Origin of the sequence: Streptomyces sp. NBC_01618 (assembly GCF_045209435.1) — a bacterium.
In the GTDB taxonomy this organism is placed as follows: Bacteria; Actinomycetota; Actinomycetes; order Streptomycetales; family Streptomycetaceae; genus Streptomyces.
On record NZ_CP109297.1, the window covers coordinates 1,142,911 to 1,157,513 of the forward strand.

12 protein-coding genes are annotated in these 14,603 nt (G+C 70.1%); 5 read left to right on the forward strand and 7 right to left on the reverse strand.

The features are described 5' to 3' along the window. Positions 1 to 155 precede the first annotated feature (155 nt). The gene (locus OH735_RS05450) at positions 156 to 605 is read left to right on the forward strand and encodes a PTS glucose transporter subunit IIA (protein WP_406379926.1); all 450 of its coding nucleotides are present in this window, start codon (positions 156 to 158) and stop codon (positions 603 to 605) included. A 76-nt stretch (positions 606 to 681) separates the two neighbouring features. After that, complete coding sequence (ptsP, locus tag OH735_RS05455; protein ID WP_406379927.1) at positions 682 to 2,352, forward strand: phosphoenolpyruvate--protein phosphotransferase; 1,671 nt, start codon at positions 682 to 684, stop codon at positions 2,350 to 2,352. Between the two features lie 62 nt (positions 2,353 to 2,414). On the opposite strand, the gene OH735_RS05460 is transcribed toward ptsP, so the two are convergent. Further along, positions 2,415 to 3,350, reverse strand: coding sequence for a hypothetical protein (locus OH735_RS05460; RefSeq protein WP_406379929.1), 936 nt, complete (start codon positions 3,348 to 3,350; stop codon positions 2,415 to 2,417). A 67-nt stretch (positions 3,351 to 3,417) separates the two neighbouring features. Further along, on the reverse strand, positions 3,418 to 5,394 hold the full coding sequence (locus OH735_RS05465) for an acetoacetate--CoA ligase (protein ID WP_406379931.1): 1,977 nt from the start codon (positions 5,392 to 5,394) through the stop codon (positions 3,418 to 3,420). Positions 5,395 to 5,615: 221 nt separating this feature from the next. On the opposite strand from OH735_RS05465, the gene OH735_RS05470 reads away from it, so the two are divergent. After that, entirely contained in the window at positions 5,616 to 7,967 is a 2,352-nt protein-coding gene (locus tag OH735_RS05470) for a glycoside hydrolase family 31 protein (protein WP_406379933.1), read from the forward strand. 21 nt (positions 7,968 to 7,988) lie between these two features. On the opposite strand, the gene OH735_RS05475 is transcribed toward OH735_RS05470, so the two are convergent. Beyond that, on the reverse strand, positions 7,989 to 8,519 hold the full coding sequence (locus OH735_RS05475; protein WP_406386425.1) for an NUDIX domain-containing protein: 531 nt from the start codon (positions 8,517 to 8,519) through the stop codon (positions 7,989 to 7,991). Between the two features lie 68 nt (positions 8,520 to 8,587). On the opposite strand from OH735_RS05475, the gene OH735_RS05480 reads away from it, so the two are divergent. Both OH735_RS05480 and OH735_RS05485 read left to right on the forward strand, forming a co-directional pair. Further along, positions 8,588 to 9,394, forward strand: coding sequence for a M15 family metallopeptidase (locus OH735_RS05480; RefSeq protein WP_406379935.1), 807 nt, complete (start codon positions 8,588 to 8,590; stop codon positions 9,392 to 9,394). Between the two features lie 116 nt (positions 9,395 to 9,510). Next, on the forward strand, positions 9,511 to 9,858 hold the full coding sequence (locus OH735_RS05485) for an Mpo1-like protein (RefSeq protein ID WP_406379937.1): 348 nt from the start codon (positions 9,511 to 9,513) through the stop codon (positions 9,856 to 9,858). Between the two features lie 164 nt (positions 9,859 to 10,022). On the opposite strand, the gene OH735_RS05490 is transcribed toward OH735_RS05485, so the two are convergent. Genes OH735_RS05490 through OH735_RS05505 form a run of 4 tightly spaced genes read right to left on the reverse strand, consistent with a single transcriptional unit; the run spans position 10,023 to position 14,369 of the window. After that, positions 10,023 to 10,628 (reverse strand): GTP-binding protein, encoded by a 606-nt coding sequence (locus tag OH735_RS05490; protein ID WP_406379939.1) that lies wholly within the window; start codon positions 10,626 to 10,628, stop codon positions 10,023 to 10,025. After that, complete coding sequence (locus OH735_RS05495) at positions 10,609 to 11,028, reverse strand: DUF742 domain-containing protein (RefSeq protein WP_406379941.1); 420 nt, start codon at positions 11,026 to 11,028, stop codon at positions 10,609 to 10,611. Before OH735_RS05495 ends, OH735_RS05490 begins: the two co-directional genes overlap by 20 nt. 9 nt (positions 11,029 to 11,037) lie before the next feature. Then, positions 11,038 to 11,481 carry a roadblock/LC7 domain-containing protein gene (locus OH735_RS05500; RefSeq protein ID WP_406379943.1) on the reverse strand — a complete coding sequence of 148 codons (444 nt, stop codon included), beginning with the start codon at positions 11,479 to 11,481 and terminating at the stop codon, positions 11,038 to 11,040. Beyond that, positions 11,478 to 14,369, reverse strand: coding sequence for a nitrate- and nitrite sensing domain-containing protein (locus tag OH735_RS05505; RefSeq protein ID WP_406379945.1), 2,892 nt, complete (start codon positions 14,367 to 14,369; stop codon positions 11,478 to 11,480). Before OH735_RS05505 ends, OH735_RS05500 begins: the two co-directional genes overlap by 4 nt. Positions 14,370 to 14,603: the final 234 nt, after the last annotated feature.

Here is a 14,603-nt window from a genome sequence, read left to right on the forward strand (position 1 = left end):
AGTCGAGGCAAATCGTTCCCGGTGCCCTACTAAGGCCGCGAACCGCCAGGACTCGGGCGGAACCGGAACTTCTTATGACTTACTCTGCTGAACAGCACGCCGTCGCCTGCAAGCCATGACGGCGCCATTCGAGCTCCACCCCTGGGAGGTTCCCCATGACCACTGTGACGTCCCCTCTTGCCGGGCGTGCCATCGGGCTCGCTGCGGTACCGGACCCGGTCTTCTCCGGCGCGATGGTGGGGCCTGGAACCGCCATTGATCCCGAGCGCGAGCCGTCCGAAGCCGTAGCACCGGTCGACGGCATCGTTGTCTCCCTACACCCGCACGCGTTCGTCGTCGTGGACGAGCACGGGCACGGTGTGCTCGTCCACCTGGGCATCGACACCGTTCAGCTCAATGGCGAGGGCTTCGAACTGCTCGTGAACAAGGGGGACACGGTCACCCGAGGTCAGGGCATCGTGCGGTGGGACCCCGCGGGCGTCGAGGCCGCCGGCAAGTCCCCCGTGTGCCCGATCGTCGCGCTGGAAGCCACCGCTGACTCCCTCTCCGATGTCCGCGAGGACGGCGACGTGAAGATGGGCGACACGTTGTTCGGTTGGCAGTGACGGACGCGGCTCGATGACAGCCGACTGGATATCCACCGCGGAGGCATGGACCGCCGCACAACCGGAGACGGGTTCAATGGAGACAACGCTGCGAGGCGTCGGTGTGAGCCACGGAGTGGCGATCGGCGAGGTTCGTCATATGGGTACGGCGGTACTCGAACCGCCGGCCAAGCAGATCCCGGCCGAGGAGGCGGAGCGTGAACAGGGGCGCGCTCGCCAGGCTGTGGAAGCGGTGGCGGCCGATCTGATCGCGCGCGGCAATCTTGCCGGTGGCGAGGCCCAGCATGTGCTCGAGGCCCAAGCCATGATGGCGCAGGACCCCGAGCTCATTGCTGATGTGGAGCGGCGCATCGCCGTCGGCAGCACCGCCGAACGCGGTGTCTACGACGCGTTCGCCGCCTATCGGGCGCTGCTCGCCAACGCCGGCGAGTACCTCGCCGGGCGGGTCGCCGACCTCGACGATGTGCGTAACCGGATCGTGGCTCGCCTGCTCGGCGTACCGATGCCCGGTGTGCCGGACAGTGACGAGCCCTATGTCCTGATCGCCAGGGACCTGGCGCCGGCCGACACGGCACTGCTCGACCCCGCGCTGGTGCTCGGCTTCGTGACCGAGGAGGGCGGGCCGACCAGTCACAGCGCGATTCTGGCGCGTGCGCTCGGTGTGCCTGCCGTGGTGGCGCTCCCCGGGGCCGGTGAGCTGGCCGAGGGCACGGTCGTCGCGGTGGACGGCAGCACCGGTGAGATCTTCGTCGAGCCCAGCGCCGAGAAGCGTGCGGAGATGGAGCGTGCCGCTGCGGCGCGCAAGGCCGCGCTGTCTGCTTCGACCGGTCCGGGTGCGACCTCCGACGGTCACAAGGTCCCGCTGCTCGCCAATGTGGGCGGTCCGGGCGATGTGCCGGCTGCCGTCGAGGCAGGTGCGGAGGGCGTGGGACTGTTCCGTACCGAATTCCTGTTCCTCGATGACAGCAAGCGGGCGCCGTCCGAGGAGAAGCAGGTCGCGGCTTACCGGGCGGTGCTCGAAGCGTTCCCTGAGGGGCGTGTCGTGGTGCGGGTGCTGGATGCCGGTGCCGACAAGCCGCTCGACTTCCTGACGCCGGCGGACGAGCCCAACCCAGCACTGGGCGTGCGTGGGCTGCGGAGCCTGTTGGATCACCCCGAGGTGCTGCAAACCCAGTTGACGGCTCTGGCGAAGGCCGCCGAAGGTCTGCCCGTCCACCTCGAGGTCATGGCTCCGATGGTGGCGGACCGTGCGGACGCGAAGGCCTTTGCCGATGCCTGCCGTGCGGCCGGGCTGGTGGCGAAGTTCGGCGCGATGGTGGAGATTCCGTCCGCCGCCCTGCGGGCGCGCTCGATCCTGCGGGAGGTCGAATTCCTTTCGCTGGGCACGAATGACCTGGCGCAGTACACCTTTGCCGCCGACCGTCAGGTGGGTGCGGTGTCGCGGCTGCAGGATCCCTGGCAGCCCGCTCTGCTCGACCTCGTAGCGCTGTCGGCGGAGGCGGCCGGGGCCGAGGGCAAGAGCTGTGGTGTCTGTGGTGAAGCCGCCTCCGATCCGCTGCTTGCCTGTGTCCTGACGGGGCTGGGTGTGACGTCGTTGTCGATGGGTGCCGCGTCCATTCCCTATGTCCGCGCCACCCTGGCGAAGTACACGCTCGCGCAGTGCGAGCGGGCCGCTGCCGCCGCGCGTGCGGCCGACTCCGCCGAAGAGGCGCGGGTGGCGGCGCAGGCGGTGCTGTCGGGCGAGTAGCCCCGCGGCGTCTGCGGTGAAGGGGCTCCCTGCCGATGGTGGCAGGGAGCCCCTTCGGCCTGTCAGTGGTGCGACTCCGGTTCGTCGGCGCCGAGGTCGAAGCCTGCGCAGTACTCCACGTGTGACTCCGGGGAGACGGGTTCGCCGGTGTCGGCATCGGTGCAGTAGGCGCTGAAGACTTCGCCGGCGGTGAGCGGGACCAGGCTGCCGCGGGCCAGCCGCCAGCCGTGGACCCGGTCCTGGGTGCCGGGGTTGCTAGTTCGGAGTACGACTCCCCCGGGCTTTTCGAGGGCGATGCCGACGGCGAGCACCGTGACGAACTCGGCTCCTTCCGCCGATTCGAGGCGAGCGGGCCCCATGGTGTCGCGCTCGGTGTGCAGGACCGCGAGCAGGTGCTCGTTCTCCGTGGGGGTGCTGCAGACGAGGTGGTGGGTGCCCGGTCCGGCTGTCTCCAGCATGCGCAGCAGGAGGTGGGATGCCCGGTCGAAGGCGGCGCGGCCGATGTCCTGACCGCAGTCCGCGCAGGCTCCGAGGTCGGCCAGGGTCATCGTGGCGTACTCCCAGGTGGCCTGGCGGACGGCTCGGCCGATCAGGAGCGGGATCAGGGTGTCGAGGGGTTGGCCGCTGTACGCGACGGTGGCACCGGCCGAGGCGATTTCGGCGGTGAAGCGGCTACGGCTGGCGGGGGCATCGGGAGCGATTCCGGATTCGGTGCAGAACTCCGCGTACTCCTCGGGGTCGAAGAGGGCGACCGTGGCGTGCATGCCCTGTGCGGCGAGGGCCTTCAGCAGGCCCTCCACCTGCTGGAGATAGATGGTGTGGTCGTCGAAGGTGAAGGTGCGGTAGCGCCGCATCGCCGCGAAGTCCTGCTCGTCGGCCAGGAGGCCGATGGTGCTGGGTGCTTCGCGGCGCAGCGTGCGTCGCATGGATGTGCCGGACCGGAGGTACCCGCTGGTCCTGCTGGTCTTGCCGTGCTTGGTGTTCCTGGTCTGCGCCATGACTCCCCCAGTGCGCTGTCGATCATTGCTCACTCAGAGTAATCAAGGGCACTGACAACGCGGCCGGTCAGTGACGTTGGCGGGCGAGGTCCTCGTAGAAGTGGAGGAGTTCGAGGTTGTCGATCGAGCCCGGGTTGACCGCCTTGGCCAGGGCTGTTCCTTGCAGGAGGCGCTTGACCGGAACCTCGATGCGCTTGCCGGTGAGCGTGTGCGGAATGCCGGGGACCTCGATGATCTCGTCCGGGACGTGGCGCGGGGAGAGGTTCTCCCGGATGGTCCGCATGATGCTGTCGCGCAGGTCGTCGTCGAGCGCGGCGCCGTCGGCGAGGTGGACGAAGATCGGCATCCAGTAGCCGCCGTCGGGTTCTTCGATGCCGATGACGAGGGATTCCCGGATTTCGGGGAGCCGTTCGACGGCTTCGTAGATGTCGGCCGAGCCCATCCGTACACCCTGGCGGTTGAGGGTGGAGTCGGAGCGGCCGTGGATGACGACCGAGCCGTGTTCGGTGATCGTGATCCAGTCGCCGTGGCGCCAGACGCCGGGATACATGTCGAAGTAGCTGTCGTGGTAGCGGCTGCCGTCGGGGTCGTTCCAGAAGCGGATCGGCATGGAGGGCAGGGGTGCGGTGACGACGAGTTCGCCGACCTCGCCGATGAGGGGCTTGCCTGCGGGGTCCCAGGACTGGAGGTCCGTGCCGAGGCACGGGGCCTGGAGTTCGCCGATGTGTACGGGGAGGGTGGGGACCGCGCCGGCGAAGCAGCTGCAGACGTCGGTGCCGCCGCTGACGGAGGCGATCCACAGGTTGTCGTCCACCTCGTCGTGGAGCCAGCGGAATCCGTCGGGCGGGAGCGGGGAGCCGGTGGTGGCGACGCATTGGATGCGGGAGAGGTCGAAGTCGCGGCCCGGGTGGACGTCGGCCTTGCGGCAGGCCATGACGTAGGCGGCGGAGGTACCGAAGAGGGTCGCTCCGGTCTGTTCGGCGACGCGCCACTGGGCGCTGACGTCCGGGTAGCCGGGGCTTCCGTCGTACAGCACGAGGGTGGTTCCGGTGAGCAGGCCGGAGACGAGGAAGTTCCACATCATCCAGCCGGTGGAGGTGTACCAGAAGAACCGGTCGTCGGGGCCGAGGTCGCAGTGCAGGCCGATCTGCTTGAAGTGTTCGAGCAGGATGCCGCCCTGGGACTGGACGATGGCCTTGGGGAGTCCGGTGGTGCCGGAGGAGTAGAGCACCCACAGCGGATGGTCGAAGGGGACCTGTTCGAAGAGGGGCTCGGTGTCGGCGGACGTGAGGGCGGACCAGTCGAGGGTGCCCTCCGGGGCCTCGGTGCCCAGCAGCGGAATGTGGACGACGGCGCGCAGGGTGGGAAGTTCGCGGCGCAGCTCGGCGACCGTGTCGGCGCGGTCGTGTTCCTTGCCGCCGTAGCGGTAGCCGTCGACGGTGAAGAGGACGACGGGTTCGACCTGTTGGAAGCGGTCGAGGACACTGCGGGCGCCGAAGTCGGGGGCGCAGGAAGTCCAGACGCCTCCGACGGCCGCGGTGGCGAGGAAGGCGATGACGGCCTGGGGGATGTTGGGGACGTAGGCGCTGACGCGGTCGCCCGGTGTGACGCCGAGCGCGCGGAGTTCGGCGGCGAGCGATCCGACCCGGCGGCGGAGTTCGGACCAGGAGATGGGGACCTGGGTGTGGGTCTCGTCGACGTGGATCAGGGCGGGGGCGTCCGCGCGCAGGGGGTCCTCGGCGGTGCGCAGGGCGTGTTCGGCGTAGTTGAGGGTGGCGCCTGGGAACCACTGGGCGCCGGGCATGGTGCGGTCGCCGATGACGGATTCGTACGGGGTGGAGAACCGTACGTCGAACCAGTCGGCGACGGCCTGCCAGAAGGTGTCGAGCTCGTCGACCGACCAGCGGTGCAGCGCCGGGTAGCCGCCTTCGGCCGGTGCTCCGTACCGCCCGGCCGCCCAGTTCTGGAAGCGGGTGACGGCGGCGGCCGCGATGCGGTCGGGGCCGGGCTGCCAGAGGGGGGCTTCGTTGGCTGCTGCGGTCATGGCGGCTCCCTGACTGTACGGGTACGCGGGGTGGGCGTGGGACGCGCGCACACGTGCTGGGGTGTGCGCGTGAGGCGGCTTTTACGGACGATGCCATGTGATCGTCTCTCGCACCAGGGTTCACCACCCATGGTCGCGTGTCCGGACATGTGGTCCGGCCACGGGTGAACGGAAGTTGAACGCGGCCCGCGCCCGCCCTGTCGGGTGGCAGGGTGAGCTGCATGGACGGTCGTGACCTGGTGCGCTCGGTGAAGTTGGTCGGTTCGGTGCGGGGGCTGCGCACGGTGCGCTCCTCCTGGCGGCGCCGGAATGCGGATGCGCGGGCGCTGCCCCGGCGCGGTGCGGAGCGGGCGAGAGTGCCGGGTCTTGTGGTGGGGGCGGAGCCGGGGCCGGGCGGGGGTGTGGTGCGGTTCGCGCGTTCGGAGTTGCGGGTCCGGGTGGCGGTGGGCGGGGCGGTGTTCTTGGGCTGGGACGGGGCGGAGCCGTTGCCGTCGTACGCGCTGGCAGGTGCGGGGCCCGAGCCGGATCCGCGGGCCGAGCTGGAACCGGACAAGGACGGCGGCTGGCAGGTCGTCTCGGAGCGGCTGACCGTTGCGGTGTCGCGGCACGGGGCCGTGGAACTGCGTACTCCGGGCGGGGTGGTGCTCCGGCGCGAGTTGCCGCCGCGCTGGTGGGAGCCGGTCGCGGGTGGCGCCGCCCGGTGGGTGCAGCGGTCCGAGGTGCCGGCGGATGCCCGGTTCTTCGGGCTCGGCGGGCGGGCGTCCGGGCCGCGGCTGCGGGACGGCGTGTACCGGCTGTGGAACACGGATCCTGGTGGGAGCTTCGGGCCGGGTGATGATCCGCTGTATCTGACGATGCCGGTGCAGTTGGTGGTCTCCGACGCGGGGACGCATCTGGTGTTCCACGACAACTCCTGGTCGGGGCGGGTGACGCTGCGCGAGGGCGAGGAGGGCGCGGGATCGGGCCATGACCGTCCGGGAATGTGCGAGGTGCGGATGGATGGCGGGCCGCTGCGCTGCTGGGTGATGGCCGGCACGCCGGCGCGCGTACTGCAGGGCTGGACGGCGCTGACGGGTGCGCCCGCGCTCCCGCCGTCCTGGGCGCTGGGTCCGCAGCATGCCCGTTGGGGCTTCGGGAGCGAACGGGAGGTGCGGCGGGTGGTCGCCGGGTACCGGGAGCGGGGGCTGCCGCTGTCCGTGCTGCATCTGGACATCGACCACTACGACGCGCATCGGGTGTTCACCGTCGACCGCGAGCGCTTTCCCGATCTGCCGGGGCTGGCGAAGGAGCTGCGGGAGAACGGGGTGCGACTGGTGTCGATCGTCGATCCCGCGGTGAAGGCGGAGCCGGGGAACGCGGTGTTCGACTCGGGCAGGGCGGTCGGTGGCGGCGGGGCGTTCGTCCGGGACGCGCGGGGGCGGGTGGTGCGCGGGGAGGTGTGGCCGGGTGAGTGCGTGTATCCGGACTTCACCAATCCGCAGGTGCGGGAGTGGTGGGGCGGGCTGTACGAGGAGCGGCTTGCGCAGGGGTTCTCCGGCGTCTGGCACGACATGAACGAGCCGGTGTCGTTCGCGGCGTTCGGGGAGCCGACGTTGCCGCGGTCGGCGCGGCACTGTCTGGAGGGCCGCGGGGGTGATCACCGCCAGGTCCACAATGTGTACGGGCTCGCCATGGCGCGTGCGGGGTACGAGGGGCTGCGTCGGCTGCGGCCGGAGGAACGTCCGTTTCTGTTCTCGCGTTCCGGTTGGGCGGGGATGCAGCGGTACGGGGGGACCTGGTCCGGTGATGTGGAGACCATCTGGCCCGGGTTGCGGGCCTCCCTGGCACTGGTGCTGGGGATGGGGTTGTGCGGGGTTCCGTATTCGGGCCCGGATGTGGGCGGGTTCGGCGGGTCGCCGTCGCCGGAGCTGTATCTGCGGTGGTTCCAGCTGGGTGCGTATCTGCCGTTGTTCCGTACCCATGCGGCGATCGACGCGGGGCGGCGGGAGCCGTGGGAGTTCGGGCCGCGGGTGCTTGAGCATGCGCGGGCCGCGTTGGAGGAGCGGGAGCGGCTGCGTCCGTACTTCGTGACCCTGGCGCAGCTGGCCCAGCTGACGGGTGCGCCGTATGTGCGGCCGCTCTGGTGGGGCGCGCCCGGTGAGCGGGCGTTGCGGGACTGTGAGGACACGTTCCTGCTGGGTGATGCCCTGCTGGTGGCGCCGGTGCTGGAGCCTGGTGCGGAGCGCCGGGCGGTGCGGTTGCCGCGGGGGCGTTGGTACGACACGGCGACGGGTGAGGTGTACGAGGGGCCGGGTCAGGTGTTGCTCGACGCTCCGTTGTCGCGGGTGCCGGTGCTGGCGCGAGCGGGTTCGGTGCTGCCCGTGCGGGGCGCGGACGGCGGTGTGGAGCTGGAGGTGTGGGCTCCGGGGGCGGGGCGCAGTGGGGGTGGTCTTGTGGTCCGGGACGCGGGCGACGGCTGGGAGCGGGCGGAGGTCGAGCGGTATACGTCGCGTCTGGTGGACGGGACGGTTGTGGTGGAGCGGGATGGTGAGGAGGGGCCGGTGAACGGCCCTGTGCGCGTGCGGGGGTTGTAGGACGCGAGGGGCCCGGACCGGTCAGTGGTAGCCGCCCTCGAACCAGGTGCGGACGGCCCGGGTGTGCAGGGGGAAGGCGAGCTCGGTGGGTGCCCGGAGCAGATGGAAGCCGGAGGTCTCATCGGTGGGGACGGAGGGCGGGAGCGCGCCGGCGGGGCGTTCGGGGAGCAGGCCGAAAAGGAGCAGATGGCCGTCCGGGCCACTGAGGGCGTCGGCGAGGCGGACGTCCCCTTCGTCGGCTTCGATGCCGGTCTCCTCGCGCAGTTCACGTACGACGGCGTGTTTCCAGTCCTCGTCGTGGTCGATGAAGCCGCCGGGGAGTGCGCGGCCGCCGCGGCGGGGCTGGATGGTTCGGGTGATGACGACGAGTCCGGTGCCGTCCGGGTCGGTGACGGGGAGCAGGGCCACGGCGACCGGCAGCGGGTTGCGGTAGGCCCTGTCGCCGCAGGCGGCACAGGTGCGGGGCCAGGCGGCGGGGGACGTCGAAGCGGCGTACGGTGCTCCGCAGCTGCCGCAGTGGGAGTCCTTCGTCGGCTTCTCGGGGTTGCTCATGGGTGCGGACACGCGCGGACTGTATCCGATCGCCTGCCGGGCTCCCCGCAATACTGGATTATGTGCCCATGACAGGTCTTGCTTCCGCTTTCCGTGTCCTGGCCGCCGCTGCCGCCGCCCTGCTCGCCGTCACCGCCACCGCCCCCGTGGCGCAGGCGAGGCCCGAGCCGAAGGCTCCCGAGGAGTTCGTCGCGCTGCGCTCGGTGGATCCGACGATCATTCAGGAGATGCGTTACCACACCGCACACAACTTCATGGGCGTTCCGGTGGACGGATATCGCCAGCCGCTCTGCATCCTGACCCGGCCCGCGGCCCTGGCCCTGCACCGGGCACAGACCCGGCTGCTGGAGCAGGGGTATTCGCTGAAGGTGTACGACTGCTACCGGCCGCAGCGGGCGGTCGACCACTTCGTGCGGTGGGCGAAGGATCTCGACGACGAGACGATGAAGGGAGAGTTCTATCCCCGCGTCGACAAGACCCGGCTGTTCGCGGACGGTTACATTGCGGAGAAGTCCGGACACAGCCGCGGCAGCACGGTGGACCTGACGCTGGTGAGACTGCCCGCCACGTCGGCCGGGCCGTATCTGCCGGGCCGGAAGCAGGTGCCCTGTTACGCGCCCCAGGCCGAGCGCTCCCCGGACAACTCGGTGGACATGGGCACGGGGTACGACTGCTTCGACACGCTCTCCCACACGGATGACCCACGGATCCAGGGAACCCAGCGCGCCAACCGGCAGTTCCTGAAGAAGACGCTCACCGACGCCGGCTTCGTGAATCTGGCCGAGGAATGGTGGCACTACACCTTCAAGCCCGAGTTGTTCCCGGAGACCTTCTTCGACTTCCCGGTGGCCAGGAGGTCCGTCGCGGGGCACTGAGACGAGTACGGAGAAAGAGCGGCCGGGACCACCCCCGTGGGTTCCGGCCGCCCGTTCTCCCTCTCGGACGCGGATCGGCCGTTTCCGGTTGCCGCCCGAGCCATTACGGTGCCCGTATGCCACAACAGACATTCGATTCCTACGAAGAGTTCTGGCCCTACTACGTCGCGATGCACTCCCGGGCCGCGACCCGCTGGGTCCATCTGACCGGCACCCTCACCGGGCTCGCGGTCACCGCGTACGGCCTGGCGCGAGGACGCAAGAGGTACGCGGCCGCGTTGCCGCTGATCGGGTACGGGACCGCCTGGCCCGCACACTTCCTGATCGAGAAGAACAATCCGGCCACCTTCGGGCATCCGGCCTGGTCACTGCGGGGCGACGTACAGATGATCCGGATGATGCTGGCGGGCCGCGACCGGGAGCTGGCTCAGACCGCCGCCAAGTCGCTCGCCGACAAGCGCTGACCGCTGCTGTCAGCAGCCTTGACGGCCCATCACGCCAGCGGAAAAATCCTTGCTCGGTCAGGCAGAGACGCGCGGCCCGTACCCCGGTCGGCGGGGGTGCGGGCCGCGTTGCCTCGCTGTCCTCGCTGTCCTCGCTGTCCTCGCTGTCCTCGCTGTACGGACCGTTACGTCGTGGCGGGCTCGCGGGGGTGCTCGACGCGGGCCAGCGCATGCTCGACGACCGTCACCAGCACGTCCCGAGCGGAGGAGCGGTCGCGTGCGTCGCACATGACAACCGGGACCTCGGGGTCGAGGTCCAGTGCCGCCTGTACCGTCTCGGTGGCGAACTCGCCGGCTCCCTCGAAGCAGTTGACGGCGACGGCGAACGGAATCGCACGGCGCTCGAAGTAGTCGACCGCCGCGAAGCAGTCCTGCAGCCGCCGGGTGTCCGCGAGCACGACCGCGCCCAGCGCGCCCTGAGCCAGTTCGTCCCACAGGAACCAGAAACGGTCCTGCCCCGGGGTGCCGAAGAGGTACAGCACCAGGTCCTCGCGGAGGGTGATCCGGCCGAAGTCCATGGCCACGGTGGTGGTGGTCTTCGCCTCCACGCCCGCCAGGTCGTCCACCGGACGGCCCGCCTCGCTGAGTCTCTCCTCCGTACGCAGCGGCCTGATCTCACTGACCGCACCGACCAGAGTCGTCTTGCCCACTCCGAAGCCGCCCGCCACCAGGATTTTCAGGGTAACGGGCTCAACGGGCCGCCTGTTGCGGCTAGAGCGCCCGAAGGCCATTGATCACCTCGCGAAGAATGTTCACGTCCGGCAGCTCCGCCGGCGGAACGGGACGGGTTACGTGCACCAGCTCGTCCTCGACGAGATCACCTACCAGTACCCGGACCACCCCTACGGGGAGGTCCAGGCCGGCCGCGAGCTCGGCGATCGACTGGGGCATGTCACTGCAGAGTTCGACGATCTCCACATGTTCCGGGGAGAGCGTCTGGTCCCGGCCGGGGTCGTCAGCCGCGGGTTCGGGGACGACGACCGCGATCAGGTCGAGCCGATGACGGGAGGCGCTGCTGGTACGGCCCCTGGTCATCGCGTACGGACGGACCACGGGCCCCGCATCGGCGTCGTACCAGCGCGATGCGGGGCCCGTGGGCGTGGCCGGGGATCTGAAGGAGTCAGCGCTCATGCCGTCCACTCACCTCCCGGCGGCCGATCCGGTCGTCCGGGGAGCGTTGGCCAGGTGGGCACCGACGCGCTTGACCATCAGCGTCATCTCGTACGCCACCTGGCCGACGTCGGAGTCGGCATCGGCCAGCACGGCCAGGCAGCTGCCGTCACCGGCCGCCGTGACGAAGAGGAACACCTCGTCGAGTTCGACGACGGTCTGACGAACTCTGCCCGCCTCGAAGTGGCGTCCCACTCCCTTGGCGAGGCTGTGGAATCCGGAGGCGACGGCTGCCAGATGTTCACTGTCCTCGCGCGTCAGGCCCTCGGACGTACCGGTGGCGAGGCCGTCGCTGGAGAGCACCAGTGCCTTGTGGATGCTGGCGACGCGCTCGACGAGTTCGTCGAGCAGCCAGTTCAGCCGGTCGGAGCCCTGGCGTGCGGCGTCGGGTGCTGCGGCGTTCGGTGCGGTCATCGACCGTCCCCTCCCGGAGTGGTTCCTTGTGCTGTGTCACTGGGGCCGGTCACGTCCTCGGCGTTCTGCCGCCGGCCGCGCTGCCAGCCACGTTGGAGCGAAGCCATACGGCTGCGTACCTCGTCCGCGTCGCGTTCGAAGTCCTGGTCCGGCTCCGAACGGGACGGCTCCGCATCGCGGCCGCCGGAGACCTCGCGGAGCTGCGGGGCGAGGCTCGCCTGCCGGATGCGCCGGGGCAGGCCGCCCACTGTCTCGGGGGCCGCGTTCGGGGCTGCCGGAGGCGGGGGTTCGTCGGGTGCGGCGGACTGTGCCGCCGGGGCGGGCTCGGTGGGTTTCCGGAAGCCGGTGGGCTCTCTGGGCCCGGTGGGCCCACCGGTGTCGGCGGCGGAGTGCCACGGGCCGGCGGCCGAGGGCCTGATCCCGGCGTCCGTAACGGGAGCCTCGGGGCCGGGTGAGCCGTCGTGCTCGGCGGTCGTGGGGTGGGCGCGGCCCGCCTCGTCGACCCGGCGGCCGTTGTCGGTGACCAGGGTCGGCGGTTTACGGCGGGGCAGCGGCGCCGGGCCGCCCGGGCGCATCGTCCGTACCCCGGCCTCGGGCCGGCCCGCCTGGTCGGATGCCTGCTGGTGCTGTTCGTGGTCCCCGTCGCGGCGGAGGTCGCGGGCCCGGAAGCTGCCGCCGCGTTCGCTCTCGGTGTCGTCGATGTCGGACGCGCCGCCCAGCAGGGGTTCCAGGAGGGGATCGACCACGGGGTCGTTCTCGAAGCCCAGCCCTCCCAAGGGCCCTTCGAGCTCCACGGGACCGTCCAGAAGGGCCGGGTCCACGAGACCGGTGGGCACGGGGGCGAGGCCGGAGGGCCTGCCGGTGGCCCGGCGGTCCGGAACGCCGTCCCTGCGGTCCTTGTCACTGCCCGGTCCCTGGCCCGCCGCCTTGCCGTCGCTGCCGAACGCCTTCTCGGACCGGCGGTCGAGGCGGAATCCGGTGCCATGGGTGTCCGGGGCGTCGGTGAGCAGCGCCGCGGGGATGAAGACGACGGCGGTCGTGCCACCGTACGGAGAGGTCTGCAGCGAGACCCGGACTTTCTGCCGCTGGGCGAGGCGGCTGACCACGAAGAGGCCGAGCCGGTCGGTGTCGGAGAGCTCGAACTCGGGGGTTTCGGCGAGCCTCAGGTTGGCGTCCAGGAGGACATCGGGAGCCATGCCGAGGCCCCGGTCGTGGATTTCGAGCGTGAAGCCGTTGGCGACGCGTTCGCCGAGCACCTGCACCGCGGTGTGCGGGGGCGAGAACACGGTGGCGTTCTCCAGGAGTTCGGCGATCAGATGGGTGAGGTCGGCGACGGCGGGCCCGCCCACACCGATGCGGGGCAGTCGGCGGACCTCGATCCGCTCGTAGTCCTCGACCTCGGCGACTGCTGCCCGTACCACGTCCATCAGCTGGATCGGCTTGCGCCACTGGCGGGACGGCGCGGCGCCGGAGAGGATCACCAGCCCCTCGGCATGGCGTCGCATGCGAGTGGTGAGGTGGTCGAGGCGGAAGAGGTCCGCGAGTTCATCGGTGTCCTCGGTGCGGCGCTCCATGGTGTCCAGGAGCGTCAACTGCCGGTGCAGCAACACCTGGTTGCGGCGGGCGAGATTGACGAAGACCTCGGACACGCCGCGTCGCATGTCCGCCTGCTTGACCGCGGCTTCGACGGCGGCCCGTTGCAGGGTGTTGAGTGCCTGGCCGACCTGGCCGATCTCGTCCCGTTCGTACTGGAGGTGTGGTGCCTCGGTCTCGACGTCGACCTGTTCACCGGCGGCGAGACGGCGCATCACGCTCGGCAGCCGTACGCCGGAGACCTCATGGGCGTCCTTGCGGAGCCGGGAGAGGTCACGGATGAGTTCTCGGCCGATGCGTACGGAGACGAACACCGAGGCGATCAGGGCGAGGAAGCCGAGGACGCCCGCGATACCTGCCTTGATCAGGACGCTGTAGCCGGCCGGCTTGCCGCGGTCCTGGAAGCGGTTGCTCATCTCGGTGGAGTCGTTGGCCAGCCGGTCGAGGACGGACGGGGCCACCTCCTGCCAGCGCTCGGCGTCGACCGCGCGCGGGTCCTGGGTGGGACCGCCATTGATGAGTGTGCTCTCCGCGGTCCGCAGCGCTTCGCTGTCCGGGCTCGCCCAGAACTGCGCGACGCGTTGACGCTCCGACGAGGGAAGCATCTCGCCATTGATCTCGTAGAGCAGCTTGCGATTGGCCACGAGGTCGGAGATCTGGCGCAGTTCGGAGGCGGTGAGCCGGCCGGTGATGAGCGCCGAGGCGACCAGGGCGTCTTCGCGGGAGAGTAATTCGCGGGCTCGTGAGATGCCGACCAGCGCGCGGACCTGCTTGTCCATCGACACGTTCTCCATCGTGCGGAGCCCGGTCAGAAAGCGGTAACAAGGGTCTATGAGCCGGTTGTAGAACTCCATCGCCTTCAGCCGGTCGATGGTGCGTTTCTCGACCGAATCGCGGAGCGCGCCGAGACCCTCGACCGTGCCGAGAACCGAGTTCAGCTGTGTTTCGTCCTCGGGCCGCAGGGCGTCGCGAATGTCCTTCTGCCGTGCGCTGTCCTGGACGTCCGCCACGACGCGGTCGGTGGCCGCTCGTTGGCGCTGCAGGAGGGGGAGGGCGTTGGACGCCCTCGGGTCGGCGAGAAAGACCAGGGTCTGACGACGCTCGTCCTGAATGGCGCGGACGACGTCCTCCAGAGGATGGCCGACCTTCTCCACGATGGTGCTCGCGCTCATCAGGCGGCTTGCCTCACGCCCCGTCAGAAAAGTGGCGAATCCCCAGAGCCCGGTGAGGGAGACGAGCGGCACCAACAGCAGCGCCACGATCTTCCTGCGGATGGACTTCCCGCGAAAGCGCATGGCCTCCCCCATACCGACCCCTCGGGTCAGGGGTCGTGTTCCGTCAACAAACGGCGTGAGCCTACTACTGACGGCGAGCCAACTCGAAGAGATTTCCGGGGTGTTTTTCAGCCTCACTCCCTGGCGTCGATCAGGAGTTGTCCGGGTATTCCGGGCTATGAAATTCGCGAAAGCGGCAGAAGACTCCGGTCAGCGCACCGCACTGTCCCGGAGGGCAGTTGGCTGGAATTCTTC